This window comes from Lelliottia jeotgali, assembly GCF_977070485.1.
In genome coordinates this window covers 35,956-61,599 of record NZ_CDRVFO010000018.1, presented here as the reverse complement: position 1 = coordinate 61,599, position 25,644 = coordinate 35,956, and the positions used below count along the sequence as shown (strand labels likewise).

20 protein-coding genes are annotated in these 25,644 nt (G+C 62.3%); 10 read left to right on the top strand and 10 right to left on the bottom strand.

The window, feature by feature from the left end; translation table 11 throughout:
* The first annotated feature begins 61 nt into the window (after positions 1 to 61).
* From ACW4TB_RS22545 to cobA, 5 genes are all read left to right on the top strand, one after another.
* Positions 62 to 1,264: a CmpA/NrtA family ABC transporter substrate-binding protein gene (locus ACW4TB_RS22545; protein ID WP_012313520.1), complete on the top strand. Its 1,203-nt coding sequence runs from the start codon at positions 62 to 64 to the stop codon at positions 1,262 to 1,264.
* Between the two features lie 11 nt (positions 1,265 to 1,275).
* Positions 1,276 to 1,851, top strand: coding sequence for an ANTAR domain-containing response regulator (locus tag ACW4TB_RS22540; RefSeq protein ID WP_012313519.1), 576 nt, complete (start codon positions 1,276 to 1,278; stop codon positions 1,849 to 1,851).
* A 165-nt stretch (positions 1,852 to 2,016) separates the two neighbouring features.
* Complete coding sequence (locus tag ACW4TB_RS22535) at positions 2,017 to 3,228, top strand: nitrate/nitrite transporter (RefSeq protein ID WP_279930454.1); 1,212 nt, start codon at positions 2,017 to 2,019, stop codon at positions 3,226 to 3,228.
* A 9-nt stretch (positions 3,229 to 3,237) separates the two neighbouring features.
* Complete coding sequence (locus ACW4TB_RS22530) at positions 3,238 to 4,905, top strand: bifunctional protein-serine/threonine kinase/phosphatase (protein ID WP_012313517.1); 1,668 nt, start codon at positions 3,238 to 3,240, stop codon at positions 4,903 to 4,905.
* A gap of 27 nt (positions 4,906 to 4,932) precedes the next feature.
* Positions 4,933 to 5,673, top strand: coding sequence for a uroporphyrinogen-III C-methyltransferase (cobA, locus tag ACW4TB_RS22525; protein WP_012313516.1), 741 nt, complete (start codon positions 4,933 to 4,935; stop codon positions 5,671 to 5,673).
* A gap of 98 nt (positions 5,674 to 5,771) precedes the next feature.
* On the opposite strand, the gene ACW4TB_RS22520 is transcribed toward cobA, so the two are convergent.
* The 8 genes from ACW4TB_RS22520 to ppsA all read right to left on the bottom strand — a co-directional run bounded on the left by ACW4TB_RS22520 (position 5,772) and on the right by ppsA (position 13,926).
* Entirely contained in the window at positions 5,772 to 6,809 is a 1,038-nt protein-coding gene (locus ACW4TB_RS22520; protein WP_279930450.1) for an OmpA family protein, read from the bottom strand.
* A gap of 110 nt (positions 6,810 to 6,919) precedes the next feature.
* Positions 6,920 to 7,486, bottom strand: a complete 567-nt coding sequence (gene sigX / locus ACW4TB_RS22515; protein ID WP_039603739.1) for an RNA polymerase sigma factor SigX — start codon at positions 7,484 to 7,486, stop codon at positions 6,920 to 6,922.
* Positions 7,487 to 7,599: 113 nt separating this feature from the next.
* Positions 7,600 to 8,424, bottom strand: coding sequence for a mechanosensitive ion channel family protein (locus ACW4TB_RS22510; protein WP_012313513.1), 825 nt, complete (start codon positions 8,422 to 8,424; stop codon positions 7,600 to 7,602).
* A gap of 2 nt (positions 8,425 to 8,426) precedes the next feature.
* A complete protein-coding gene (locus ACW4TB_RS22505) occupies positions 8,427 to 8,690 on the bottom strand; it encodes a hypothetical protein (RefSeq protein WP_012313512.1) in 264 nt (87 codons plus the stop codon).
* Between the two features lie 112 nt (positions 8,691 to 8,802).
* Entirely contained in the window at positions 8,803 to 9,798 is a 996-nt protein-coding gene (locus ACW4TB_RS22500; RefSeq protein WP_012313511.1) for a zinc transporter ZntB, read from the bottom strand.
* Between the two features lie 27 nt (positions 9,799 to 9,825).
* A complete protein-coding gene (gene rraA / locus ACW4TB_RS22495) occupies positions 9,826 to 10,317 on the bottom strand; it encodes a ribonuclease E activity regulator RraA (protein ID WP_012313510.1) in 492 nt (163 codons plus the stop codon).
* Between the two features lie 139 nt (positions 10,318 to 10,456).
* The gene (locus tag ACW4TB_RS22490) at positions 10,457 to 11,449 is read right to left on the bottom strand and encodes an alpha/beta fold hydrolase (RefSeq protein WP_279930445.1); all 993 of its coding nucleotides are present in this window, start codon (positions 11,447 to 11,449) and stop codon (positions 10,457 to 10,459) included.
* Between the two features lie 101 nt (positions 11,450 to 11,550).
* Complete coding sequence (gene ppsA, locus ACW4TB_RS22485) at positions 11,551 to 13,926, bottom strand: phosphoenolpyruvate synthase (RefSeq protein WP_012313508.1); 2,376 nt, start codon at positions 13,924 to 13,926, stop codon at positions 11,551 to 11,553.
* Between the two features lie 175 nt (positions 13,927 to 14,101).
* Here ppsA and ppsR point away from each other — a divergent pair, with 175 nt between their 5' ends.
* On the top strand, positions 14,102 to 14,920 hold the full coding sequence (gene ppsR / locus ACW4TB_RS22480) for a posphoenolpyruvate synthetase regulatory kinase/phosphorylase PpsR (RefSeq protein WP_012313507.1): 819 nt from the start codon (positions 14,102 to 14,104) through the stop codon (positions 14,918 to 14,920).
* 214 nt (positions 14,921 to 15,134) lie between these two features.
* On the opposite strand, the gene ACW4TB_RS22475 is transcribed toward ppsR, so the two are convergent.
* A complete protein-coding gene (locus ACW4TB_RS22475) occupies positions 15,135 to 20,000 on the bottom strand; it encodes an NAD-glutamate dehydrogenase (protein ID WP_279930442.1) in 4,866 nt (1,621 codons plus the stop codon).
* A 249-nt stretch (positions 20,001 to 20,249) separates the two neighbouring features.
* Here ACW4TB_RS22475 and ACW4TB_RS22470 point away from each other — a divergent pair, with 249 nt between their 5' ends.
* The 4 genes from ACW4TB_RS22470 to ACW4TB_RS22455 all read left to right on the top strand — a co-directional run bounded on the left by ACW4TB_RS22470 (position 20,250) and on the right by ACW4TB_RS22455 (position 24,150).
* Complete coding sequence (locus ACW4TB_RS22470; protein ID WP_279930440.1) at positions 20,250 to 20,603, top strand: hypothetical protein; 354 nt, start codon at positions 20,250 to 20,252, stop codon at positions 20,601 to 20,603.
* Positions 20,604 to 20,770: 167 nt separating this feature from the next.
* On the top strand, positions 20,771 to 21,481 hold the full coding sequence (locus ACW4TB_RS22465; protein ID WP_279930438.1) for a FadR/GntR family transcriptional regulator: 711 nt from the start codon (positions 20,771 to 20,773) through the stop codon (positions 21,479 to 21,481).
* Between the two features lie 102 nt (positions 21,482 to 21,583).
* Complete coding sequence (lhgO, locus tag ACW4TB_RS22460; RefSeq protein ID WP_279930436.1) at positions 21,584 to 22,777, top strand: L-2-hydroxyglutarate oxidase; 1,194 nt, start codon at positions 21,584 to 21,586, stop codon at positions 22,775 to 22,777.
* Between the two features lie 44 nt (positions 22,778 to 22,821).
* Positions 22,822 to 24,150 carry an MFS transporter gene (locus tag ACW4TB_RS22455; protein ID WP_012313502.1) on the top strand — a complete coding sequence of 443 codons (1,329 nt, stop codon included), beginning with the start codon at positions 22,822 to 22,824 and terminating at the stop codon, positions 24,148 to 24,150.
* Positions 24,151 to 24,198: 48 nt separating this feature from the next.
* Here the strand turns inward: ACW4TB_RS22455 and ACW4TB_RS22450 are convergent, their stop codons facing one another.
* Positions 24,199 to 25,503, bottom strand: a complete 1,305-nt coding sequence (locus tag ACW4TB_RS22450) for a hypothetical protein (protein WP_455843083.1) — start codon at positions 25,501 to 25,503, stop codon at positions 24,199 to 24,201.
* Positions 25,504 to 25,644: the final 141 nt, after the last annotated feature.

Genomic DNA, 25,644 nt, shown 5'->3' with positions numbered 1-25,644 from the left:
CTTGGCACATGCGTTGCTACATCGCCTGCACACAGCCTATTCAGTGCAGGCGAGGATCTACGTGAATACATCACCCCTGGCATGGGTCAACGGCAGCGATGCGCCAGAAAAGCCCAGCCTCGATATCGGTTTCATGGCCCTGACCGATTGTGCTTCGGTTGTGGTAGCGGCCACCCAGGGCTTCGCCCAGCAACACGGCCTTACCCTCAACCTCAAACGCCAGGGCTCATGGGCCGGCCTACGCGACAAACTGGCCAGCGGTGAACTGGATGCCGCTCATTGCCTCTATGGCCTGGTCTATGCCGTGCACCTGGGCATCGGCGGGGTGCCGGCCAGCGACATGGCGGTGCTCATGGGGCTGAACCAGAATGCCCAGGCCATCAACCTCTCCCCCGCACTTCAGCGCAAGGGCGTGACCACACCTGAAGCACTAGCGCGCCAAGTGCACCAGCAGGGTGCAAAACTGACCTTCGCCCAGACATTCCCCACTGGCACCCATGCCATGTGGCTGTATTACTGGCTGGCGAGCCAAGGCATTCACCCCCTTCACGACGTCAATAGCGTGGTAGTGCCACCGGCGCAGATGATGGCGCACATCCAGGCAGGCCGGATCGATGGCTTCTGCGTCGGCGAACCCTGGGCTGGCGCCGCCGTGGCCCAGGGCCAGGGCTTTACCTTGGCCACCAGCCAGTCGATCTGGCCCGACCACCCGGAAAAAGTCCTGGCCTGCGCCCGCACCTTTGCCGAGCAGTACCCAAACAGCGCCCGGGCGCTGATCAAAGCGATCCTCGCCGCCAGCCGCTTCATCGAACAAAGCCGGGAAAATCGCCACGGCACCGCGCAACTGCTCAGCGGCAGCGCCTACCTGGACACGCCCATTGAAAACGTCGAACCGCGGCTGCTCGGGGTGTATCACGACGGCCTTGGCAACCACTGGCAGGACCATCATGCCCTGCGCCTGTTCGATCAGGGGCGGGCCAATGTGCCTTACCTGTCCGACGGCATGTGGTTCATGACCCAGTTCCGTCGCTGGGGGCTGCTGCGCGATGATCCCGACTACCTCGGCGTGGCGCGCCAGGTCCAGCAGTTGGCGCTTTACCAGCAAGCCGCCGATGCCCTGGGCGTGGCTTGCCCTGGCACGCCCATGCGCAGCAGCCTGCTGATCGACGGTATCCGCTGGGATGGCAGCGACCCATACGGCTATGCCCGCAGCTTCAGCCTGCACGCCTTGGGCGATACGCCCGATGCCCGTATCGGTCTGTGAGGGTCACCAACATGCTGCGCATCCTGCTGATCGACGATACCCAGAACAAGCTCGGCCGCCTCAAGGCTGCACTGCGCGAAGCCGGCTTCGAGGTGATCGAGGCGCCAGACCTGACCATCGACCTGCCCGCCTGCGTCGAAATGGTGCGCCCGGACGTGGTGTTGATCGATACCGATTCACCCGACCGCGACGTGATGGAACAGGTAGTAATGGTGAGCCGCGACCAGCCGCGGCCGATTGTGCTGTTCACCGACGAGCATGACCCGGGGGTGATGCGCCAGGCGATCCAGGCCGGGGTCAGCGCGTACATCGTCGAGGGCATCCACGCCGCCCGCTTGCAGCCAATCCTGGACGTGGCCATGGCCCGCTTCGAGAGCGATCAGGCGCTCAGGGCCCAGCTGCTGGCCCGCGACCAGCAACTGGCCGAACGCAAGCGCATCGAGCAGGCCAAGGGCCTGCTGATGAAAATGAAAGACTGCAACGAAGAACAGGCTTACACCCTGATGCGCCGGCAGGCCATGAGCCGCCAGCAGAAGCTGATCCAGGTGGCAGAGCAGATCATCGCCATGCACGAGATGCTGGGGTAAGCAGGCGGCCGTACAATGTTGGCCCAGCTCTTGCTGAAGATATCGCACCGGTAGCCAACGGCGGTTGCCCACAAACCCCGACAAAGACGTCGCTCACCCCTCCATGCCAGTGGACCGGGTAGCGGCGTCTTTTCGTTTCCGTTGCATTGCCCAGTGAGGTGTTCGATGAGTACCAGCTTCTGGAAATCCGGGCATGTGCCCACGCTGTTCGCTGCGTTCCTGTATTTCGACCTGAGCTTCATGGTGTGGTACCTGCTCGGCCCGCTGGCCGTACAGATCGCCGCCGACCTGCAATTGAGTGCACAGCAACGGGGCCTGATGGTCGCAACACCCATCCTCGCCGGTGCCGTGCTGCGTTTTGCCATGGGCCTGCTGGTCGACCGCCTTTCACCGAAAACCGCCGGGTTGATCGGCCAGGTCATCGTCATTGTCGCCCTGGCCTGTGCCTGGTACCTGGGCGTGCACACCTACGAGCAAGCCCTGCTGCTCGGTGTGTTCCTCGGCGTGGCCGGCGCCTCGTTCGCCGTGTCGCTGCCGCTGGCCTCGCAGTGGTACCCGCCGCAACACCAGGGCAAGGCGATGGGCATCGCTGGCGCGGGCAACTCCGGCACCGTCTTCGCAGCGTTGCTGGCCCCGCTGCTGGCCGCAGGCTTTGGCTGGAACAATGTGTTCGGTTTCGCCGTGATCCCGCTGCTGGTGACGGTCGTGGTGTTCGCCCTGCTCGCGCGCAATGCACCACAACGGCCCAAGCCAAAGGCCATGGCCGACTACCTCAAGGCGCTGGGTGATCGCGACAGCTGGTGGTTCATGTTCTTCTACAGCGTCACCTTCGGCGGCTTCATCGGCCTGGCGAGCGCCCTGCCCGGCTATTTCAGCGACCAGTACGGCCTCAGCCCGATCACGGCAGGCTACTACACCGCCGCCTGCGTGTTCGCCGGCAGCCTGATGCGCCCGCTGGGCGGCGCCCTGGCCGACCGTTTCGGCGGCATCCGCACCCTGCTTGGCATGTACAGCGTGGCCGCCATCTGCATTGCTGCCGTCGGCTTCAACCTGCCCAGCGCCACAGCGGCCCTGGCGTTGTTCGTCAGCGCCATGCTCGGCCTGGGCGCGGGTAACGGCGCGGTGTTCCAGCTGGTCCCCCAACGCTTCCGCCAGGAGATCGGCGTGATGACCGGACTGATCGGCATGGCCGGCGGCATCGGCGGCTTCCTGCTGGCAGCCGGGCTCGGCACCATCAAGCAGCACACCGGTGACTACCAGATGGGCCTGTGGCTGTTTGCCAGCCTGGGCCTGCTGGCCTGGTTCGGACTGCACGGGGTCAAGCAGCGCTGGCGCACCACCTGGGGTTCTGCAGCGGTCACCGCGGCGCGGGTCTGAGGCGAACCGATGAGCCTGCAACTTAGTTTCGCCCAGGCCAGCGCCACGGGGCCGCGCGAGGAGAACCAGGACGCCTTGCGCCTGGTCACCCCGGCGCCGGAGCTTGCCGCCAGCAAGGGTTACCTGTTCGCCCTTGCCGACGGCGTCAGCCAATGTGCTGACGGCGGCCTTGCAGCACGTGCCAGCTTGCAGGCCTTGGCCATGGATTACTACGCCACCCCCGCCACCTGGGGCGTGGCGCAGGCACTGGACCGCCTGCTGTCGGCACAGAACCGCTGGCTGCGCGCTCAGGGCAGCCAGCCGCTCCTGACCACGCTCAGCGCGCTGGTGCTGCGCGGGCGCCGCTTCACCTTGGCACACGTCGGCGACTGCCGCGCCTATCGCTGGCATGACGGCCGCCTGCAGTGCCTGAGTGAAGACCATGTGTGGGACCAACCCGGCATGCAGCACGTGCTCAAACGCGCACTGGGCCTGGACCAACACCTGCTGGTGGACTACCTGGACGGTGAGCTGCAGCCCGGCGAGTGCTATCTGTTGCTCAGTGACGGAGTCTGGGCCAGCCTGGGTGACCAGCACATCCAGGCCGTGCTGCGCGAGCAGCCCGATCTGCAACTGGCCGCCGATACACTGGTCGCCAGCGCCCACCACAATGGCAGCCAGGACAATGCCAGCGCCCTGCTGGTACGGGTCGAGCGCGTGGGCACGGCCAACCTTGGCGATACCCTGGTTCAACTGCAGCAATGGCCCTTACCCCGCGAACTGCGCGAAGGCCAGGCAATTGATGGCTGGCAGATCGAGGCGCGCCTGGCACAAAGCCGCCAATCGCTGTTGTACCGCGTTCGCGACAGCCAGGGCCAGCCGTGGCTACTGAAAACCTTGCCCGCGGAACGCGAACAAGAGCCGGGTGCTGCCCAGGCGCTGTTGCTTGAGGAATGGTTCCTGCGCCGCGTAGCCGGCCGCCATTTCCCCGAACTGCACGCCGCCAGTCAGCGCCAGCACCTGTATTACGTGATGCGCGAGCACAGCGGCCGAACCCTGGCCGCGCAGCTAGCCGAGCAGGGCCCGTTGCCGCTGGCCCAATGGCTGGAAGTGGCCCGCCAGTTACTGCAGGCCGTTGGTGTGCTGCACCGACGCAACCTGCTGCACCGTGACATCAAGCCCGACAATCTGCACCTGGGCGAAGACGGCCAACTGCGCCTGCTGGACTTCGGCCTGGCGTACTGCCCAGGGCTGTCCGAGGACCCGCGCCACGAGCTGCCAGGCACGCCTTCGTACATCGCCCCGGAAGCCTTCGAAGGCCAGCCACCGAGCCCGCGCCAAGACCTCTACGCAGTGGGTGTGACGCTCTACCACCTGTTGACCGGGCATTACCCCTATGGCGAGGTCGAAGCTTTCCAGCGCCCGCGCTTTGGCCAACCGGTCAATGCCGCGCGTTATCGCCCCGACTTGCCGGAATGGCTGCAGCACAACCTGCAGCAAGCCGTGGCCACGGACCCGGCGCAGCGCTTCGAAACCGCTGAACACTGGTTGCTGCTGCTCGAACGTGGTGACCGCCAGGCGCTCAACAGCCATCCACGCCCACTGCTTGAACGGGAGCCACTGAAGGTCTGGCGCACCCTGGCCCTGCTGTCCCTGCTGCTCAACCTGATACTGCTGTTCAGCCTGTTCAAGGGCTGAGCACGCCTTGCCGATGAGGAAACCCTGATGAATGCGAAAGTCTGGCTGGTCGGTGCCGGCCCCGGTGACCCTGAACTGCTCACCCTCAAGGCGGTACGTGCGCTGCAACAGGCCCATGTAGTGATGATCGACGACCTGGTCAACCCGGCCGTGCTGGAACACTGCCCGAAGGCACGGGTGATCGCCGTGGGCAAACGGGGTGGCTGCCGCTCCACGCCCCAGGCGTTCATTCAGCGCCTGATGCTGCGCCATGCGCGGCAGGGCCGCTGCGTTGTGCGGCTCAAAGGCGGCGACCCGTGCATTTTTGGACGTGGCGGCGAGGAGGCCTTGTGGCTGCAAGGGCATGGCATCGAGGTGGAAGTGGTAAACGGTATTACTGCAGGCCTGGCAGGCGCGACCCAGTGTGGCATTTCGCTTACCTCACGCGGGATCAGCCGTGGCGTGACACTGGTGACCGCGCACACCCAGGATGACAGCGAGCTGAACTGGACGGCGCTGGCACAGGGTGGCACGACCCTGGTGGTGTACATGGGGGTGGCGAGGCTGGAGCAGATTCGCCAGGGCTTGCTGGACGGCGGCATGGCGCCGGGGATGCCGGTAGCGATGATCGAGAATGCGTCACTGCCTGGGCAGCGCGAGTGCCGCAGCGACTTGCGGGGGATGCTGGAGGATGCGCGGGCGTTCGGCTTGCGCAGCCCGGCAATCCTGGTGATTGGCGAGGTGGCAGGGAACCTGGAGGCCCATCAGCGGATGGCGGCAGCCGGATGATGCGGTGTTCATCGGCTTAAAGACCTTGCCTGGAAACTACATGCTCCAGACACGAAAAACCCGGCCGAGGCCGGGTTTTTCAGTCAAGCTTCAACCAATTACTTGGCTTGGGCTTCTACCTGAGCTTCAACGCGACGGTTGACAGCACGGCCGTCTTCGGTGGCGTTGTCGGCAACCGGACGGGTTTCGCCGTAGCCAACCGAGTCAACACGAGTCGACTCAACACCGTACTGCTGGGTCAGCACTTCCTTCACGGCGTTGGCACGACGCTCGGACAGCTTCTGGTTGTAAGCGTCTGGGCCCACGGAGTCAGTGTGACCTTCAACCACGGTGGTGGTCTGTGGGTACTGCTTCATGAAGTCAGCCAGGTTCTTGATGTCGCCGTAGCTGTTAGGCTTGACGACCGACTTGTCGAAGTCGAACTTGACGTCCAGCTCAACGCGAACGACTTCGGCAACAGCCGGGCAGCCATCAGCGTCAACGGTAACGTTGGCTGGGGTGTCTGGGCACTTGTCGACGTTGTCGCAAACGCCATCGTTGTCGCTGTCGGAGCAGACTTCAGCAACTGGAGCAGGAGCCGGGGCAACTTTGCCACCGCTGCCACCGAAGTTCAGACCCACACCAACGGTCGGGCCCCACTCGGTGTTGCCGTTGTCGATGTTGTACATGGCTTCAACGCCGGCACGGGCGAAGAACATGTCGGTGATGTACCACTTGGCGCCAGCGCCAACGTTGGCGAAGGTGGAGTGGTCACGGCCGCTACGAGTGGCCTGGCCCAGGCTCTCGTGAGCGAAACCAGCGGAAACGTACGGACGCAGCGCGTCGCCTACGGTACCGAAGTGGTAGGTAGCGTCGAGCTTGGCTTTGGAACCTTTGATGTCTTTGTTGAAGACTTCGCCACGAGCGTTGTGGGTCTCGTTGTAGCCCAGGTCCAGGGAGACGTCGTCGGTCAGGAAGTAACCGAGGCGAACACCAGGGTTGGTGCCGTCGTTCTGGAAGTTACGCTCGCTGTCGTAGTACTGCTTGGTCACGTTGCCTTCGATTTCGACAGCGCCTTGGCCTTGTGCCAGAACGCCGAACGAAGTAGCAGCAACGAGCGAGCCAATGGCCAAGCCCAAGGTGTTTTTCAATTTCATCCGTTAAATCCCCATCTGGTGATAGTTAAGCAGTCCCACCAAAATCCGGCGGACAACTCGACGGCAAGTCTAGCAGAACTTGCCGATTCGTTAGAGATATTCGCAAGGGGCTAAGTTTCATCCATACCTGCAAATTTCTCCCTAAGCTTGTCCAGCGCGCGCTTGTAGCGCATTTTCGTTGCGCTCAGACCCATGTGCATGATATCCGCGATCTCCTGAAATTCCAGTTCCGCAACAAATCGCAGCACCAGAATTTCCCGGTCGATCGGGTTCACATACACCAGCCACTTGTCCAGGCCACCCTTTTCTTCGGGTTTGGGTGCCTTGTCTTCAGACGCCTCTTCAACAGGGTCAAGACTCAAGGCATCCATCAACCGGCGTTTGCGGCGCTCCTTGCGGTACTGGGTAATGCACTCGTTATAGGTAATGCTGTAGAGCCAGGTCTTGAACTTGGATTTACCCTCGAAGTTCTTCAGACCGTAAAGCACCTTGAGCATCACCTCCTGACAGACATCGTCAGCATCCCGGTCGTTCCCCAGATAACGCGCACACACGTTGAACAGGGTCCGCTGGTAGCGCCGCATGAGCTCTTCATAGGCGCGGGTAACGTGATACAGCTCCTCATGCGAACGCGCCACCAACTCTTCGTCGGTGAGCTCGCGCGGGTCGTAACGCATGGGCGGCGAATGAACTTTATTCAAAACGGATCTGGCCGACAGTCAGGTCAATGTCGCCGCTCGGCCACGTGGGCGGATTTCTGCGGCGGCATACATTAACAGCTTTTGGACAATTAGCGGCTATTGACGCGTTGCTCGAGCAATACTCGATTAGACAACGACACCAGTTCGCCATCATCGGTCAGCAACGTCGTCTTTACCGTGCCGATTTCCTCGATCTGCCCCTCGACCTCTCCAATCCGCACCTGCTGGCCGACCTGGTAAAGCTCACGCACATAGATACCAGCCAGAATCTGCCCAGCGATTTCGCGACTGCCAAGCCCCATCGCAAGCGCAACGGCCAGACCAACGGTAATCAGCCCGATCACGATCACGTGGTTGAGCAGGTCGGTCTTGACCTCAAGCTGGCTGATCGCCACCGAAATGCTGATGATGATCACCAGGCCTTGGGTAATGCGCCCAAGACCTGCGGAGTACTCCAGGCCGATGCCTTCGGCAGCACCACGCACCAGGCCGTTGGCCACTTGCGCCAGTAGCACGCCAACCAACAGCACCAAAGCTGCGCCAAACACCTTGGGCAGGTAGAGGGCAAGCATGTCTAGGGTTGCGGAAACGCGTTCGAGGCCAAGCGATTCGGCAGCAGAAACCAGGAAAATCAGCAGTACGAACCAGTAGACGATCTTGCCGATCAAGGTCGAGATCGGCACCTGAATGCCGCCACGGCTAAGCATTTTGGTCAAGCCTGTACCGGCCATCAGGCGATCCAGACCAAACTTGGCCAGCAGCTTGGACAACAACGTATCGAGCAGCTTGGCCACCACGAAACCGAGCAGCACCACCACCAGCGCGCCGAACAGGTTGGGGATGAAGTTCGCCACCTTGGTCCATAGGGCGGTCATGGCAGTGACCAGGCTCTGGGTCCAGAGATCGAGTTCCATATTCAATCGGCCTTATCAGCTTTGCTGCCAGCGGCAGCGTTACGGGCAGAAGTGCGGCGCACCGGCGCGACATGCGCCGAGCCATTGTTCACGGCGATCAGCAGCGCCTGGCTCCAGCGACCAAGCAGGCTGAACAGGTCACCGGCACCAACCTGGCGGTTGGCGGTTTTCAGCACGCGACCCAAGCACGCAGCGTCGTCCCGGTCCTCACCGGATGGCGACGCGTTGAGCAGGTCACGCAGGGATTGTTCAAACGGATCGTGCATGTGCACCTCGCGCAATGTCACTCAGAGACGAGAGCGGCGGGCGGTGGGTCACACATCGGCTCATGTTGGGGCCGGCTTGTCGGCGATAACGCCGGTACATTCCAATAAGCATTCAAATCCACCGCAACCGTCGAAACAGCCACCACTGCCCCACCGCCAGCCCGAGCACGACGATACAGGCAAACAGGAAGCCATATGGGTTTTCCGCCCCCGGAATGCCGCCGACATTGATCCCCAGCAACCCGGTGACGAAGCTCATGGGCAGGAAAATGCAGGTGATGATGCCAAAGCGGTACATGGTCCGGTTCATCCGCTCGCTGCGCCGCCGGTCCTCGCTTTCCAGTACCAGCGCGGCCCGCTCACGGGCCAGCTCCAGCTCCTCCAGGTAGCGGATCAGGCTGTTGTTCAGCTCGTTCCAGTAGTCAGCGTCCGCATCGGCGAACCAGCTCCACCGGCTGCGGGACAGCTGGGCATAGATTTCCCGCTGCGGGGCGAGAAAACGCCGCAAGCCAGCGGCTCGGCGCCGAATCTGTTGCAAGATGCCGTGCTCAGGGCTGTACCGTTCGTCGGATTCAACCTTTTCTTCCTCCAGGTCGACCAATTCCGACAGATCGTTGACCAAACCCTGAACTTTTTCGGTGAGTAATTCGCCCATCAGCAGTAGCAGCTCGGACGCCGATCTTGGCCCCCTGCCCTCGTCCAGCAGACGGAGAATTTCGTCACTGGCGCGCAAAGGCCGCAAGCGCAGCGAGATGACCCGCCGCGCCTGGGCAAAAATACGTACCGATACCATGTCTTCAGGCTCGGCGCCCGGGTTGAGATTCACCCCTCGCAAGAACAGCAGCAGCTGTTCATCGGCCAGCGGCAACAGGCGCGGACGGGTGTTTTCCTCCAGCAGCAAGTCGCAGGCGAATTCACTCAGACCGCTCTCTTGCTGCAGCCAGGTACGGGTTTGGGGATGACTGCGATCCCAGTGCAGCCACAGGCTTTGCTGTGGCTGCAACTGCAGATCGTCCAGCTCGGTCCGGGGGATCGAGCGCGCGCCGCCTTTACCATCGAGCACCAGGGCGTGCACCAGCCCCCACTGCGCGTTGTCTTCCTCGAACATCAAAGCTCCATCAGCGCGTGCGGCGCATCACTGCGGCATTTCCAGCGGGCTTGGCGAGACGATCACACCGTTGTTGTCGGCATACACATACTCGCCCGGGCGGAACGTCACACCGGCGAAGGTCACAGCCACATTGAGGTCGCCGATACCGCGCTTGTCGGTCTTCATCGGATGGCTGGCCAATGCCTGCACACCGACGCTGGTCTGGATCAGCACATCGACGTCACGCACGCAGCCATAGATCACCAGGCCTTCCCAGCCGTTTTTGGCAGCCTTTTCGGCAAGCATGTCACCGAGCAATGCACAGCGCAGCGAACCACCGCCATCGACCACCAGAACCTTGCCCTTGCCGTCGAGCTCAACCTGCTCTTTGACCCGCGAGTTGTCCTCGAAGCACTTGATGGTAACGATCTGGCCACCAAATGAATCGCGGCCACCGAAGTTGCTGAACATCGGTTCCAGCACCTGGACCAGGTCGGGGTAGGCGTCGCACAGGTCGGGCGTTACGTAATGCTGCATGGGAAGCTCCTGTCAGTCACAACGAAAGCGGGTGTCTGCCAAGGCTACACCGGCGAGGCTGTCGCAGTCATCCGGGACTGCTCGGTCATCTGCATTTCGCCTGTCGTGGCCCAAGCGGGCCACGACACCCGGCAGAAAATCAGCTGACCGGGACAGGCTCCGCAACCACGGCCGCCCCATGCACCGGCAGCAACGGCTGGCGCAACCAGCGTTGCACCAACGGCCACACCTGCGCCTGCGCCGCCTTGCTCACCAGCATATCGACATGCCCGAACGCCTCGAAGCCTTCCTCGCGACCCAACCTGATGAACTGCTTGCGCTCGCCACCCATCTGATCGAACAGCTTGCGACAGGCCCACACCGGGTCCTGGAAGTCTCCCGCGCCAGCCACTGCCAGCACCGGCACATCTACCTCAGCAAGCCCCGCCCACCAGTCACTGTCCTTGTCCCCAAAACGGCCAAACAGGCCGTGCCAACGCATGCTTTCCAGCGCCAGCCCTATCGGTTCGTCCTCAGGCCCGCGCTTGAGACGCGACCCGGAAATCTGCCCCCAACGCTTGAGTAGCAGCTTTGCGCCCCAGGTTACGGGCGGTACCTTCAACGGCCAGTACACCCGGCTGATCTGCGTACCGAAAAACGCGGCACTGGCGACCTGCCCGGAATGCAGAAAACCACCGCCAAGCGCTGCCGCCAAGGTGGTACCGCCAAGCGAATGGCCTATCCAGTGGGGTGCTGTGCCGGACTGTTCTTCAACGAAGGCCGCGATCAGTGGCAAGTCATAGCGGGCATAGTCAGCGACCCGGTTGTGCCGCCAGTCAAGGTTGCGCGGCGACAACCCGTGGCCACGCATTTCCGGGATCCATACATCGAAGCCCGCCCGTGCCAGGTAAGCTCCCAGGCCAATGCCTTTGGGCGAATACCAGAAACGTCGATTGGAGAAACTGCCATGCAGGAGAATAACCGGCACGCCTTGGGCGCCGTCCTGGTCAGCTAGCCCCAGACGGGTCAAGGCCAGCTCCACGCTCGGATCAGGGCTGTTGCCGGCCTTGATCCGGTAGACGTCTTCGCTGAGGTCGCCGCGGCGCTCGGCACTGAGCAAGGCCACGGGAAATAAAACACTGCTGCTTTGCATAAGGTTGCTTGGTGCACAAAAAAGGGCGGGATCCATCACTGGAACTCGCCCTGGAAAAAACCAGGCGAGGGCACGCCAGACGCGCCCCCGCATTTCATCTATCAGACCGCGCCCTGGCCCTCGGCCAGGAAGAACCAGGTCTCGAGTACCGAGTCCGGGTTGAGCGACACGCTTTCGATGCCTTGCTCCATCAGCCACTTGGCAAGGTCTGGGTGGTCCGACGGGCCCTGGCCGCAGATGCCGATGTACTTGCCAGCCTTGTTGCATGCCTGAATGGCATTGGCCAACAGCTTCTTCACCGCCGGGTTACGCTCGTCGAACAGGTGGGCGATGATCCCCGAGTCGCGGTCCAGGCCCAGCGTCAGCTGGGTCAGGTCGTTGGATCCGATGGAGAAGCCGTCGAAGTACTCAAGGAACTCTTCAGCCAGGATGGCGTTGGACGGCAGCTCGCACATCATGATCACGCGCAGGCCATTGTCGCCACGGGCCAGGCCGTTTTCGGCCAGCAGGTCGACCACTTGGCTGGCTTCGCCCAAGGTGCGCACGAATGGCACCATGATCTCGACGTTGGTCAGGCCCATCTCGTTACGCACGCGCTTCAGTGCACGGCATTCGAGCTCGAAGCAGTCACGGAACGACTCGCTGATATAGCGCGAAGCACCGCGGAAACCCAGCATCGGGTTTTCTTCTTCCGGCTCGTACAATTTGCCGCCGATCAGGTTGGCGTACTCGTTGGACTTGAAGTCCGACAGGCGCACGATGACTTTTTTCGGGTAGAAGGCCGCAGCCAGGGTGCTGATACCCTCGACCAGCTTCTCGACATAGAAGCCGACCGGGTCGTTGTAGCCGGCGATGCGCTTGTCGACGCTTTCTTTGAGCTCCGGCGGCAGGCCGGCGTAGTTCAGCAGCGCCTTGGGGTGCACGCCGATCATGCGGTTGATGATGAACTCCAGGCGCGCCAGGCCGACACCGGCGTTGGGCAACTGGGCGAAATCGAAGGCGCGGTCCGGGTTACCGACGTTCATCATGATCTTGAACGGCAGGTCGGGCATGGCATCGACCGAGTTCTGCTTGACGTCGAAGCCCAGCTCACCTTCAAAAATGAAGCCGGTATCGCCTTCGGCGCAGGACACGGTCACGCCCTGGCCATCCTTGAGCAGTTGGGTGGCGTTGCCACAACCGACCACTGCCGGAATACCCAGCTCGCGGGCGATGATCGCCGCGTGGCAGGTACGCCCGCCGCGGTTGGTGACGATGGCGCTGGCGCGCTTCATCACCGGCTCCCAGTCCGGGTCGGTCATGTCCGAGACCAGCACGTCGCCCGGCTGCACCTTGTCCATCTCGGACACGTCCTTGATCACGCGGACCTTGCCGGCGCCGATGCGCTGGCCGATGGCGCGGCCTTCGACCAGTACGGTGCCCTTCTCCTTGAGCAGGTAACGCTCCATGACGTTGGCGCTGGCGCGGCTCTTCACGGTTTCCGGGCGGGCCTGCACGATGTAGAGCTTGCCGTCGTCACCGTCCTTGGCCCATTCGATGTCCATCGGGCGCTGGTAGTGCTGCTCGATGATCATGGCCTGCTTGGCCAGCTCGCTGACCTCGGCGTCGGTCAGGCAGAAGCGCGCACGCTCGGCGCGGTCGACTTCGACGGTCTTGACCGAACGACCGGCCTTGGCCTCGTCGCCGTAGATCATCTTGATCGCCTTGCTTCCCAGGTTGCGGCGCAGGATGGCCGGGCGGCCGGCCTGCAGGGTGTTCTTGTGTACGTAGAACTCGTCAGGGTTGACCGCACCCTGCACCACGGTCTCGCCGAGGCCGTACGCACCGGTAATGAACACCACATCGCGGAAACCCGACTCGGTGTCGAGGGTGAACATCACGCCGGCGGTGCCGGTTTCGGAGCGGACCATGCGCTGTACGCCGGCCGACAGGGCCACCAGCTTATGGTCGAAGCCCTGGTGCACGCGGTAGGCGATGGCGCGGTCGTTGAACAGCGAGGCGAACACTTCCTTGGCCGCGCGGATCACGTTATCGACGCCACGGATGTTGAGGAAGGTTTCCTGCTGGCCGGCAAAAGAGGCATCCGGCAGGTCTTCGGCGGTGGCCGAGGAACGCACGGCGACGGCCATGTTGTCGTTGCCAGCGGCCATCTCGGCAAAGGCCGTACGGATTTCCGAATCCAGTCGAGCCGGGAACTCGGCCTCCATGACCCACTGGCGAATCTGCGCGCCGGTCTTGGTCAGGGCATTGATGTCATCGACATCCAGCGCGTCGAGCGCGGCGTGAATGCGGTCGTTCAGCCCGCTTTGCTCGAGAAAATCACGGTACGCCTGAGCCGTAGTGGCAAAGCCGCCCGGCACCGACACGCCGGCACCGGCAAGGTTACTGATCATCTCGCCCAGGGATGCGTTCTTGCCCCCCACATGCTCCACATCATGGACGCCGAGCTTATCGAGGGAAACTACGTACTCTACCAAGGTGATCTCTCCACTAACTGTATTGGAAAAGCTCAAGGGCGCCCGCCTGCCTTTAGACTGGGCCGGACGCTTGTGGCCTGTACCTGGAAAATAAGTGAGAATGCCGACAGCCGCATTCGGCAAACCGAACTTATCATATCCAAGAAACGTCATCAGCTTAAGGCCCAGATCGCAAATGAAACGAACCGCGTTCTTCATCTCCGATGGCACCGGCATCACTGCCGAAACCCTGGGCCAAAGCCTGCTCGCGCAATTCGATAGCATTCCGTTCAACAAATTTACGCGTCCGTACATCGACACGCCGGACAAGGCACGCACGATGGTGCAGCAAATCAATGCCGCCGCCGAGCGCGACGGCATGCGCCCGATCATCTTCGACACCATCGTCAATCAGGACATTCGTGAGATCCTGGCGACGTCGAACGGTTTCATGATCGACATTTTTTCGACGTTTTTATCCCCGCTCGAGCAGGAATTGACTGCCCATTCGTCGTATTCCGTAGGTAAATCGCACTCGATTGGCGGTAATTCCAACTATATGGAGCGCATCGAGGCGGTGAATTTCGCGCTCGATAACGACGACGGCGCCCGCACCCATTACTACGACAAGGCCGACCTGATCCTGGTCGGCGTGTCGCGTTGCGGCAAGACCCCAACCTGCCTGTACATGGCGATGCAGTTCGGCATTCGCGCGGCCAACTACCCGCTAACCGAAGACGACATGGAGCGCCTGCAGCTGCCGGCGGTGCTCAAGAAGCATCACAACAAGCTGTTCGGCCTGACCATCGACCCCGACCGCCTGACCGCCATCCGCCACGAGCGCAAGCCCAACAGCCGGTATTCGAGCTTTGCCCAGTGCGAGTTCGAGGTACGTGAGGTCGAGAGCCTGTTCCGGCGGGAGAACATTCCCAACATCAACTCCACGCATTTTTCGGTGGAGGAGATTTCGGCGAAGATCCTGGTGGAAAAAGGCGTGGAGCGGCGATTCAAATAACACGCGGCCCTGTAGGAGCGGCCTTGTGTCGCGAAAGGGGTGCGCAGCGCCCCCCACAATTCATGCATCAGGCTGATATTGCCGGGGCCGCTACGCGACCCTTTCGCGACACAAGGCCGCTCCTACCTGGGGGCCGATCATCCGTCAGGACGGCACACCAGTATGAAAAAAGCCCCGACATCACTGCCGGGGCTTTTTCATTTCAGTTGACCGATCAGGACGGCACTGCCACCGCCTGCCCGCTCATCGCCAGGTCGACCAGCTCGCGGTTGGCCACCGCATACATCGCATAGTCGGTACCAGTCGCATTGCGCAGGTCGTCGAGCATGGCGCGCCAGCGCTCGACCATGACCCGATGCTGCTCGGCCCACAGCGCCACACGGGCATCCATGTCTTGCGGGGCATCAACCATCTGCAGCACCGAGATGGTGATGGCCCGTTGCTGCAGGTCGATATCGTCGCGGAACGCCTCACGGGCCAGGGCCTGCCAGTTGTTCTCGACCGGCAGGTTGCTGATTTCCTGCAAGTACCAGGTCAAGTCCAGCGCACTGCCCACGGCGAAGAACGCCTTGGCAACCTGGGCCGGCTCATGCCCGGTCACGTCCGCCGCTTCGATGATCGGCAACAACGTGTACAGGTGGCTGGTACCTGCCACCATGCGTGCGAGCAACTCCGGTACGCCGGCATCGACGAAGCTCTGGTAACGGACCATCCAGCGTTCGCGGGTCGGGCCCTCCAGCAGTTCGTCGAGTTTGAGCCCCAGCTGGGCGATTTTCGGCCCGAAGTGGGCAGTATCGCGCCCGGCGTCCTGCTCGTTGCGCCGGCTGCGCAGGAACCAACGGGTGGCGCGACGGCCCAGGCGCATCAGCTCGTCCATCAGGGCCAGCTGGATTTCCGCCGGCACCTGGTAATCCAGCGCCTCGATCTGACGGAACCAGTGCGGCAGATGAAAAATGTCGCGCACGATCACATAGGCACCGGCCACGTTGGCCGGGCTCATGCCGGTCGACTCTTTGAGCCGCTGGACGAAGGTGATGCCCATGTTGTTGACCAGGTCGTTGGCGATCTGGGTGCTGACGATCTCGCGCTTGAGGCGATGGCGACGCATGGCTTCGGCAAACTTGCTGACCAGCGACGGCGGGAAAGCGGTTTCCATGTCGCGGGTCAGGTAGTCGTCGTCAGGCACCAGCGACTTGAGCAACTGCTCTTTGAGGTCGATCTTGCTGTAGGAAATCAACACGGACAGCTCGGCACGGGTCAGGCCCTGGCCTGCCGCCAGGCGCTCGGCCAATTGCTCTTCGGTCGGCAAGAACTCGATGGCACGGTCCAGCTTGCCACGGCTCTCGAGGTCGGCCATCAGCCGCTTGTACTCGGCGATCCGCTCGCGGGCGCGACGCGCCGCCAACGAAAGCGCCTGGGTCTGCTTGTAGTTGTTGCCCAGCACCAGCCCGCCCACTTCATCGGTCATGCTGCCAAGCAGCTGGTTGCGCTGCTTCTCGGTCATGTCGCCACCCTGCACCACTTCGTTGAGCAGGATCTTGATGTTGACCTCGTGGTCGGAGCAGTCCACCCCACCGGCGTTGTCGATGAAGTCGGTATTGGTGGCACCGCCGTTGAGGCCGAACTCGACACGGCCGAGCTGGGTCATGCCGAGGTTGCCGCCCTCGCCCACCACCTTGCAGCGCAGTTCGTTGCCGTTGACCCGCAGCGCGTCATTGGCCTTGTCGCCGACATCGGCGTGGCTTTCGCTGCTGGCCTTGACGTAGGTACCGATACCCCCATTCCACAGCAGGTCTACCGGCGCCTTGAGCAATGCATGCAGCAGCTCAGTCGGCGTCAGCCGGTCGGCCTCGATGGCGAAGCGTTCCTTCATTTGCGGGGTGATGGCGATGCTCTTGGCACTGCGCGGGAAGATCCCGCCGCCTTCGGACATGATGCTGGTGTCGTAATCGCTCCAGGCCGAACGCGGCAAATCGAAAAGGCGCTGGCGCTCGGCGAAGCTGCTGGCCGGGTCCGGGTTCGGGTCGATGAAGATGTGCAGATGGTTGAACGCCGCTACCAGCTGCAGCTTGTCGGACATCAGCAGGCCGTTGCCGAACACGTCACCGGCCATGTCACCGACGCCGATGACGGTGATCGGGTCCTGCTGCACATTGATGCCGCGCTCGCGGAAGTGGCGCTGCACGCCCACCCAGGCACCACGGGCGGTAATGCCCATCTTCTTGTGGTCGTAGCCGGCAGAGCCACCCGAGGCGAAGGCATCGCCCAGCCAGAAGCCGTAATCGATGGCGATGCCGTTGGCGATGTCAGAGAAGGTCGCGGTGCCCTTGTCGGCCGCCACCACCAGGTACGGGTCATCGTCATCGTGACGCACCACGTTGGCCGGTGGCACCACGCCGCCGTCCTTGAGGTTGTCGGTGATGTCGAGCAGGCCCGAGATGAAAATGCGGTAGCAGGCCACGCCTTCGGCGGCGATTTCGTCACGCGTGCCGCCTAGCGGCAAACGCCGCGGCAGGAAGCCGCCCTTGGCACCGACCGGCACGATTACCGAGTTCTTCACTTGCTGGGCTTTGACCAGCCCAAGCACCTCGGTACGGAAGTCCTCTTCACGGTCCGACCAGCGCAGGCCACCGCGTGCCACATTGCCGAAGCGCAGGTGCACACCCTCGACCCGCGGCGAATAGACAAAGATCTCGAACTTGGGTACCGGCTTGGGCAGCTCGGGGATCAGTTTAGGGTTGAACTTGAAGCTGAAGTACGACTTGCTCTGGCCGTTGGCATCAGGCTGGTAGAAGTTGGTGCGCAGGGTGGCCTTGATCAGGTCCAGGTAGCGGCGCAGGATGCGGTCCTCGTTGAGCACCTGAACATCGTCCAGGGCGCTGAGGATGGCTTGTTCCAGGCGTTGCTGCTTGTCGTCCAGGTCATCGGCAGTGAGCTTGCGCGCCAGATAGAAGCGGGTCTTGAACAACCGGGTCAGCTCACGGGCGATGTCGGTGTGGTTGTTCAGGGTGCTAGCGATGTAGCCAAGGTCGAAGCCCAGGCGGATCTGCTTGAGGTAGCGGGCATAGGCGCGCAGCAGCGCCACGTCGCGCCATGGCAGGCCGGCAGTGAGCACCAGGCGGTTGAACGCGTCATTCTCGGCATCGCCCTGGACGATATGGATGAACGCATCCTGGAGCACGTCGTTGAGTTGCTGGATGTCCAGGCTCAAGCCTTCGCTGTAGGTGAAGGCGAAATCGTGGATCCAGTATTCACGACCACTGGCGTGGCGCAAGCGATAGGGGAACTCGCCCAGCACGCGCAGGCCAAGATTTTCCAGGATCGGCAGCACGTCCGACAACGCCAATGGCGTGTCGGCGTGGTACAGCTTGCAGTGCAGCAAGCGTTCGCCCAGGCGCGTCAGCGGCTGGTAGAAGCTCATCGCCAGCGGCTTGCTTTCGGACAGGGCTAGCACATGTTGCAGGTCGACCACCGCCGAATGGGCGGCAAAGCGCTCACGGTAGCCGGCCGGGAAACCTTTGGGGAAATCGGCGAGAATGTTGGTGCCCTGGGCTTCACCGAAGTTCTCCACCACCAGCGCGGCGTAGTCGTCATGCCACGAGCGACAGGCCTGGATCACTTCGTTTTCCAGTTGCTGCGGGTCGATGGCGATACGGTTCTTCGGATCGACGCGCAAAATCAGCTGCACGCGGGCCAGCACCGATTCGGAGAAGAACGTCCAGAACTCGCAGTCGCTGGCCTTCAGGCGCTCCATCAGCACCTGCTGGATCTTCTGCCGCACTTCGGTGGAATAGATTTCCCGTGGCACGTAGGCCAGGCAATAGCAGAAGCGCCCGTACGGGTCCTTGCGCAGGAACACACGGATCTTGTTGCGCTCCTGGATCTGCACGATCGACATCACCGTGCTGAACAGCTCGTCGATCGGGGTCTGGAACAGGTCGTCGCGTGGCAGCACTTCGAGTACCTGGGCCAGTTCCTTGCCCAGGTGTGCCTTGGCGTCGAAGCCGGAGCGGCGCTCGACCTCGGCGACCTTGACCCGGATATAAGGAATGGCATGCACGCTCTCGCCGTACACCGACGAGGTGTAAAGGCCCATGAAGCGGTGCTCCTTGAGCACCTTGCCATCGGCGTCCAGCTGGCGGATCGAGACGTAATCCGGGTAGGCCGGGCGGTGGACCCGGCTGGGCAGTGCAGCCTTGGCGAACGACAACAGCAGCGGTTCTGCCAGGTAAGCCACGGCGTAGTCTTCGATACGCAGCTCTTCAGCCGTCAGGCCCACACGCAGGCGGCGCGGCAAACCCAGGAACGACTGCTCGTCGTAGACCATCTGGCCGCCGGCGTTGTCGGCCTGCACGGTAAATTCTTCATAACCTAGGAAGGTGAAATGATTGTCCAGCAGCCACTCCAGGAAGGCCTTGACCTCACCCTTTTCATGGTGCGCCGGCGCAAACGCGGTTTGCTCCACCTGCGCCATGACTTCCCGCAGCTTGGCTTTCATCGGTTCGAAATCGGCCACCGCCACCCGCACCTCGGCCAGCACCTGCTCGATTTCACGGGTGAGCACCGTCAATTCGGCAGCATTGGCGCAGCGGTCGATCTCCAGGTACATCAGCGATTCATGGCGCACACCCTCGCCCTGGGTACCCTTGGGCAGCAGTTCGAGCAGATTGCCCTTGGCGTCACGACGCACGCTCAGCACGGTGGTTTGCAGGGTGTGAATGCTGTAGCCGCGGCGGTTGAGCTCGGTACGTACAGAATCCACCAAAAACGGCAGGTCATGGTGCAGCACCTCGACCACGGTGTGGGTCGACTGCCAGCCATTGCGCTCGTAATCGGGGTTGTACACCCGCACCTGCGGGTGCTCGGGGTCGAAGCGCTCGATGATGCGCCAGGCGGAAAGGGTACAGCCGGCCAGGTCCGACAGCCTGCGCTGGGTGAGTTCGTCCATGGAAATGATGCCGAAGAACTGCTCGGCGAACAGCGCCACTTGTGGCAGTGACTGTTCGCTGATGTGCTGCGCCAGGGCCGCTTGCAGTTGATGCTGGAAGTCGGCTTTGCTGGCTGCGGTGAAGAACGCCATCTGTGGTACTCCGCTTGGGCTTTGTAATAATTGAAGCGTCGCGTACGTCCGACGATCACGGATCAACGATAGCCAACCCGTGGCAAGCCGGACGGTAATGTTCAGGGCTCGCGGAAGCTTAACGACTGATCGGTCATCACCGCTTGCAGCGCTGCGACAATTTCGGTCAAGGGGGGGAAACTTTACGTTTATCGATGCCCCCAAGGCTGTCAGAATTCACTTTCGTTTCCATTGACCCGAGCCGCCTTCATGCAAATCAACACCGCCCTGCTGTTCGCCACCCCTTGCGATGACGAGGAAGACAACATGGCGACCTTGTGCTGCCACAGCGACAAGGGGCAGATGTTCCTGCTCACCCGCTACCCGGATGAGGACACCGTGGACCTGACCCTGGACGATGAACCGTCGACGCTCGATGGCCTGAAGGTGACCCTGAGCGCAAAGCGCCTGCTGATCGAAGTAGCGGCCGGGGATCGGGATGCGTTGAAGGGTGACGAAACGCTGGAGATCGTGCTGACGTCGGCGGGGACTGACCTGGAAGAGGTCGAACTGACCTTGCGCAATATTCTGGATGGGACAGGGACCTTCGTCAGCGAGCTCTGAAAGCCTGCCTGACGCGGCCGTCCAACCGCGGACCGGTGGCTTCTCTGCGCGAGACGGCTCACCGGTGCGAGGGCCATGCCTGGCAACGCACCCCTGATCGAAACGATTGACATCCCATATCCGCCACAGGCATTGTCTGACAACCTGACCACTAGGCAATCGCTTCCATGCTAGAACTCCAGCGCCCCGACACTCTGGTCGAACGGGTTGTCAGCGCCATCCGTGCAGAAATCGATTCCGGTCGCCTGGCCGCCGAAGCGCGCCTGCCCACTGAACAGCAACTGGCTGAACAACTGAACGTCAGCCGCTCGGTAGTGCGCGAAGCGGTAGCGCAGCTCAAGGCCGATGGCGTGCTGATCGCCCGCCGCGGGCTTGGCTCCTATATCTCGAAAACCCCCGGGGGCACGGTGTTCCGCTTCCCCGGCAGTACCGGTCGCAAACCCGACCTGGTGCAGATGTTCGAAATGCGCCTGTGGATCGAAACCCAGGCAGCGGCCATCGCCGCGCGCCGACGTGACGAACACGATCTGGCGAACATGGCCCAGGCCCTGCAGGAGATGCTCGACAAACGCAGCGACTTCGCCACTGCCTCGGCAGCTGATGTGGCCTTCCACAGGGCCATCGCCGAAGCCAGCAAGAACGATTACTTCGTGGCCTTCCATGACTTTCTCGGCGGCCAGTTGGCCAATGCACGGCGCACCGCCTGGGAAAACTCCGCAGCCCATTCGGTGGGCGGCTCGGCCGAAGCCAGTCGCGAACACCAAGCGCTTTATCAGGCCATCGCCGACGGTGACCGCCAAAGGGCTGCGGCTTGTGCCGAAGCGCATCTGCGCGCCTCTGCCAAACGCCTGAAAATAGAACTACCTGCACTCGACTGATACCCAGAGCTTGCTGCGACCCGGCAAGCTCTTTTTTACGCACCCATTAGTCTGACAACCTGATAAGCAGATCCACCGACAAGAATACCAAGGTACTCCTGCATGACATACGACTACTGCATCATCGGCGGCGGCATCGTCGGCCTGGCCACCGCGATGGCCCTGCTCCAACAACGCCCCGGGGCGTCATTGCTGATACTGGAAAAGGAGTCCAGCCTCGGCCGCCACCAGACTGGCCACAACAGTGGGGTGATCCATGCGGGCATTTACTATGCCCCGGGTAGCCTCAAGGCCGAGTTGTGCAAGCGTGGCGCCCTGGCGACCAAGGATTTTTGCCGCGAGCACGGCATTGCCTTCGATGTCTGCGGCAAACTGCTGGTGGCGTCCAACCCGCTGGAAATGCAGCGCATGCAGGCGCTGTACGAGCGTTCACAGCTCAACGGGCTGAAGGTCGAGCGGTTGGACGCTAGTGAACTCAGGCGCCGCGAACCCCATATTGCAGGCCTTGGTGCGCTGTTCGTCGATGCCACCGGCATCGTCGACTACAAGCAGGTGTGCGATGCCATGGCCAAGGTCATCGAGCAGGCCGGCGGCGAAGTGCGCCTGGCCACCACCGTGCAGGCCATCCGCGAGTTTGGCGATCATGTCGAAGTGTGCGATCACAGCCAGACCTGGCATGCCCGCCAGCTGGTCGCCTGCGCCGGCCTGCAATCCGACCGCCTGGCGCGCCTGGCCGGGGTAAAGATCGACCACCAGATAATCCCATTCCGCGGTGAGTACTATCGCCTGCCAGCCAGCAAGAACCAGATCGTCAACCACCTTATCTACCCGATTCCTGACCCACAGCTACCGTTCCTCGGTGTACACCTGACGCGCATGATCGACGGCAGTGTCACCGTCGGCCCCAACGCCGTGCTGGGTTTTGGCCGGGAAAACTACCGCAAGTTCGCGGTGAACTGGCGCGATGTGGCCGAGTACGTGCGCTTCCCTGGGTTCTGGAAAACGATCTGGAACAACCTCGGCTCCGGCACCACCGAGATGAAGAACTCGCTGTTCAAGCACGGCTACCTGGAGCAGTGCCGCAAGTACTGCCCGTCGCTGCAGGCCGGCGACCTGCTGCCCTTCGAGGCAGGCATCCGTGCCCAGGCCGTGATGCGCGACGGCACCTTGGTCCACGATTTTCTGTTCGCCGAGACCCCGCGCATGGTGCATGTCTGCAATGCACCGTCACCGGCTGCCACCTCGGCGATCCCCATCGGCCAGATGATCGCTGAAAAGATCCTCAAGGCCAGCTGAACCCTGCTGCACACCCCAACTACAAAGACAATAAGGAACATCAGATGTCGGTACACGAGGCGGCCCCGGCCGCGAGCGAGACACCAGCACAGAAACGCAAGCGCCTGCGCAAGGTGGCGGCGGCAACCATCTTCGGTTCGATGCTGGAGTGGTATGACTTCTACCTCTACGCGACCATGGCGGCGATCGTGTTCTCGAAGATTTTCTTCGATGCCAGCAACCCGGCAGTGGCTTCACTGCTGGCGTTCTCCACGTTTGCCATCGGTTTTGTCGCGCGCCCATTCGGCGGGGTTCTGTTTGGCTACCTGGGCGACCGCTTCGGCCGCAAGCATGTACTGGTTATCACGTTCTGCATGATGGGTGTGTGCACCGCGCTGATCGGTCTGATCCCCAGCTACGCCTCGATCGGTATCTGGGCACCGATTCTGCTGGTAGTGATCCGCATCATCCAGGGCCTGGGCGCCGGTGCAGAGCTGTCCGGGGCGGCCGTCACCTCCTACGAACATGCCAGCGAAGGCAAGCGCGGCAGCCAGGGCGCTTGGCCAGCACTGGGGCTCAACCTGGGCTTGCTGCTGTCGTCGCTGACCGTTTACCTGCTGACCATGAACGGCAACGAGTTTCTCCTCGCCGGTGGCTGGCGCATTCCGTTCATCGCCAGCATCGCCCTGGTGGCGATCGGCCTTTGGGTGCGTAAGAGCATTCCTGAGACACCGGACTTCAAAGAACTCGACAAGGCCGATGCCAAACCGCAGGAGTCACCGCTGAAACTGCTGTTCAGGAACGATCTCAAAGGCTTGGCCGTGGTGTTTTTCGTGGCCATCGGCTACAACGCTCTGAGCTACATATTCAAGACGTTCTCGCTGGCATACCTGACTCAGTTCAAAGGTGTCGAGGCACATGTCACCTCCCTGTCGGTGACCATCGCCAGCCTGGTGGCGATCTTTGCCGTACCGTTCTTCGGCTGGCTGTGCGACCGCTGGAGCAGCAAGACCGTGTTGATGCTCGGCGGCGTGCTGTCGGCGCTGTTTGCTTATCCATTCTTGCAGTTGCTGAGCAGCGGTGAGCCAACACTGATCTATGTGGCCATTGCCATCGGCACCGGCCTCCTCGCGCCAATGATGTTCGCCCCCCAGGGCTCGTTCCTTAGCCGGCAGTTCCCGACCCAGACGCGCTCTTCCGGTTTCGGCACCGGGCGCGAGATTGGCACTGCAGTGGCCGGCGGCCTGGCGCCCCTGGGCGGCCTTGCCTTGGTGGCGAACTCGGCGACCCACTCCACCGACGGCGTGGCTTTGATCCTGGCGGTTTCCGGTGTGCTGGTGGTGGTGTTTGCCTTGTGTGACCAAGGCCGCAAGCACTCCAGTTCGAAAAACTGACCCGGGCCGGCCTGCACATCGATAATGGTGGGCAGGCCGGCACCCGCATCAGCCAACCGGGTTCTTGTGCAGCACCCTGCCCGCCTTGCCCGGCCGGTCGATGTAAAACGAATCCAGCGCACTGTTATCCAGCCCTTTCACGGCGTTCCAGTGCGCCGATGTGTGTACATACTTTGCCTGCAGCAACGCTCGTTCCTGGGTCGTCAGGCGCAGTTGCGCACATTGCCCGAGGGCAAACTCATGCAGCTTGCGGCTGACAGGCAGCAACTCTGCCGGCAGGTGATGCGCATCGTCACAGCCCAAGGGAGCGAGCGGTACGCCACCGCGCACGGCCAGTTCACGCATGATGCTGAGGTAGACACGTGACAGATGGCCACTGACTTCACGTTCTCGGTACACAGCGGCGTACACCTGCTTTTCCGGGTCATCGCGCTTGGCTCGGCTGCCTTCGATCGGCACCTCCCAGCTGAGCAGCCTTGGCCGCGGATCGACCAGGCCTGCAAAAGTTGAGGTCAGCAGCGCATTGACCGCCGCATGGGCGCTTGTGCATTCAGCCGGCGTCGTCCGCGCGACCCGGCTCGACTGCGGTTTGCACAAAAGAACCTGCTCACGCATGTGCTCCCGATAACCGCCACCGATATTCGAGTGCACACCCGGCACGACTATGTCGTTGTCGCTGCGCACCAGCGGGAAGTTGTGGCGCTGCTCATCGCCGGCCACCAGTTGCACCACCTGCCGGGCGACAAGTGTGTCCAGCCCGAGACGCAAACCGCCGTATTGATCGCTGGCAGGGTCGAAGCTGCCTTGCAAAGGTGCAACGATTGCCGCCACCGTATCGAACAGACCAATGAAATTGATCGCCCGGGGCCCGTGCAGCTCAGCCGGCAAGCCCGCCTCCTCCTTGCCCAGCCGATTGGCCAGATGCCTGGCCGCCGCAGCACCTCGACTGAAACCGAACAGGTCGAATTCGATGCACTTGGGTACAACCTGCGGATGCTCAGCCCGATAATCGCGCAGCTGCCTGCCAACCTCCACCAGCGCCTGATCTACCCGGGCCGCCACCCCCGCGCTTCCGCGCCCCGTCGCCTGGGCGAAGGACGAGTCAGGCGCACCGTGTGTTGTACCGATACCTTGCACATAAACGCTGAAATGGACCTGACCTAGCACAGGCCCGGAGGGATAAAGCGCGTGCAGCAGGGCAATGTTACTGCGGGCATTGGCGTAACTACCCCCTGCGCAACCGCGGCCGGTGGAAGCCAAGGGTGCAGCGTTGCCCTGATTGTTGCCGGTGCCATCGAAAAAAACGCCCACCCGCAGGGTGACCGGGGCAGGTATACCGTACTGCTTGCTCATCATCATGCTCCTTCATGATTCGAAGAGCACAAGCAAGCGACAGATCACCGCCACCGGGAATCGGAGAACACCTGAAACGCACGCGGATATTCCACCGCTTCAATGCGCATAAAAAACCGGGCCGTAATTGGTCGCCACCCC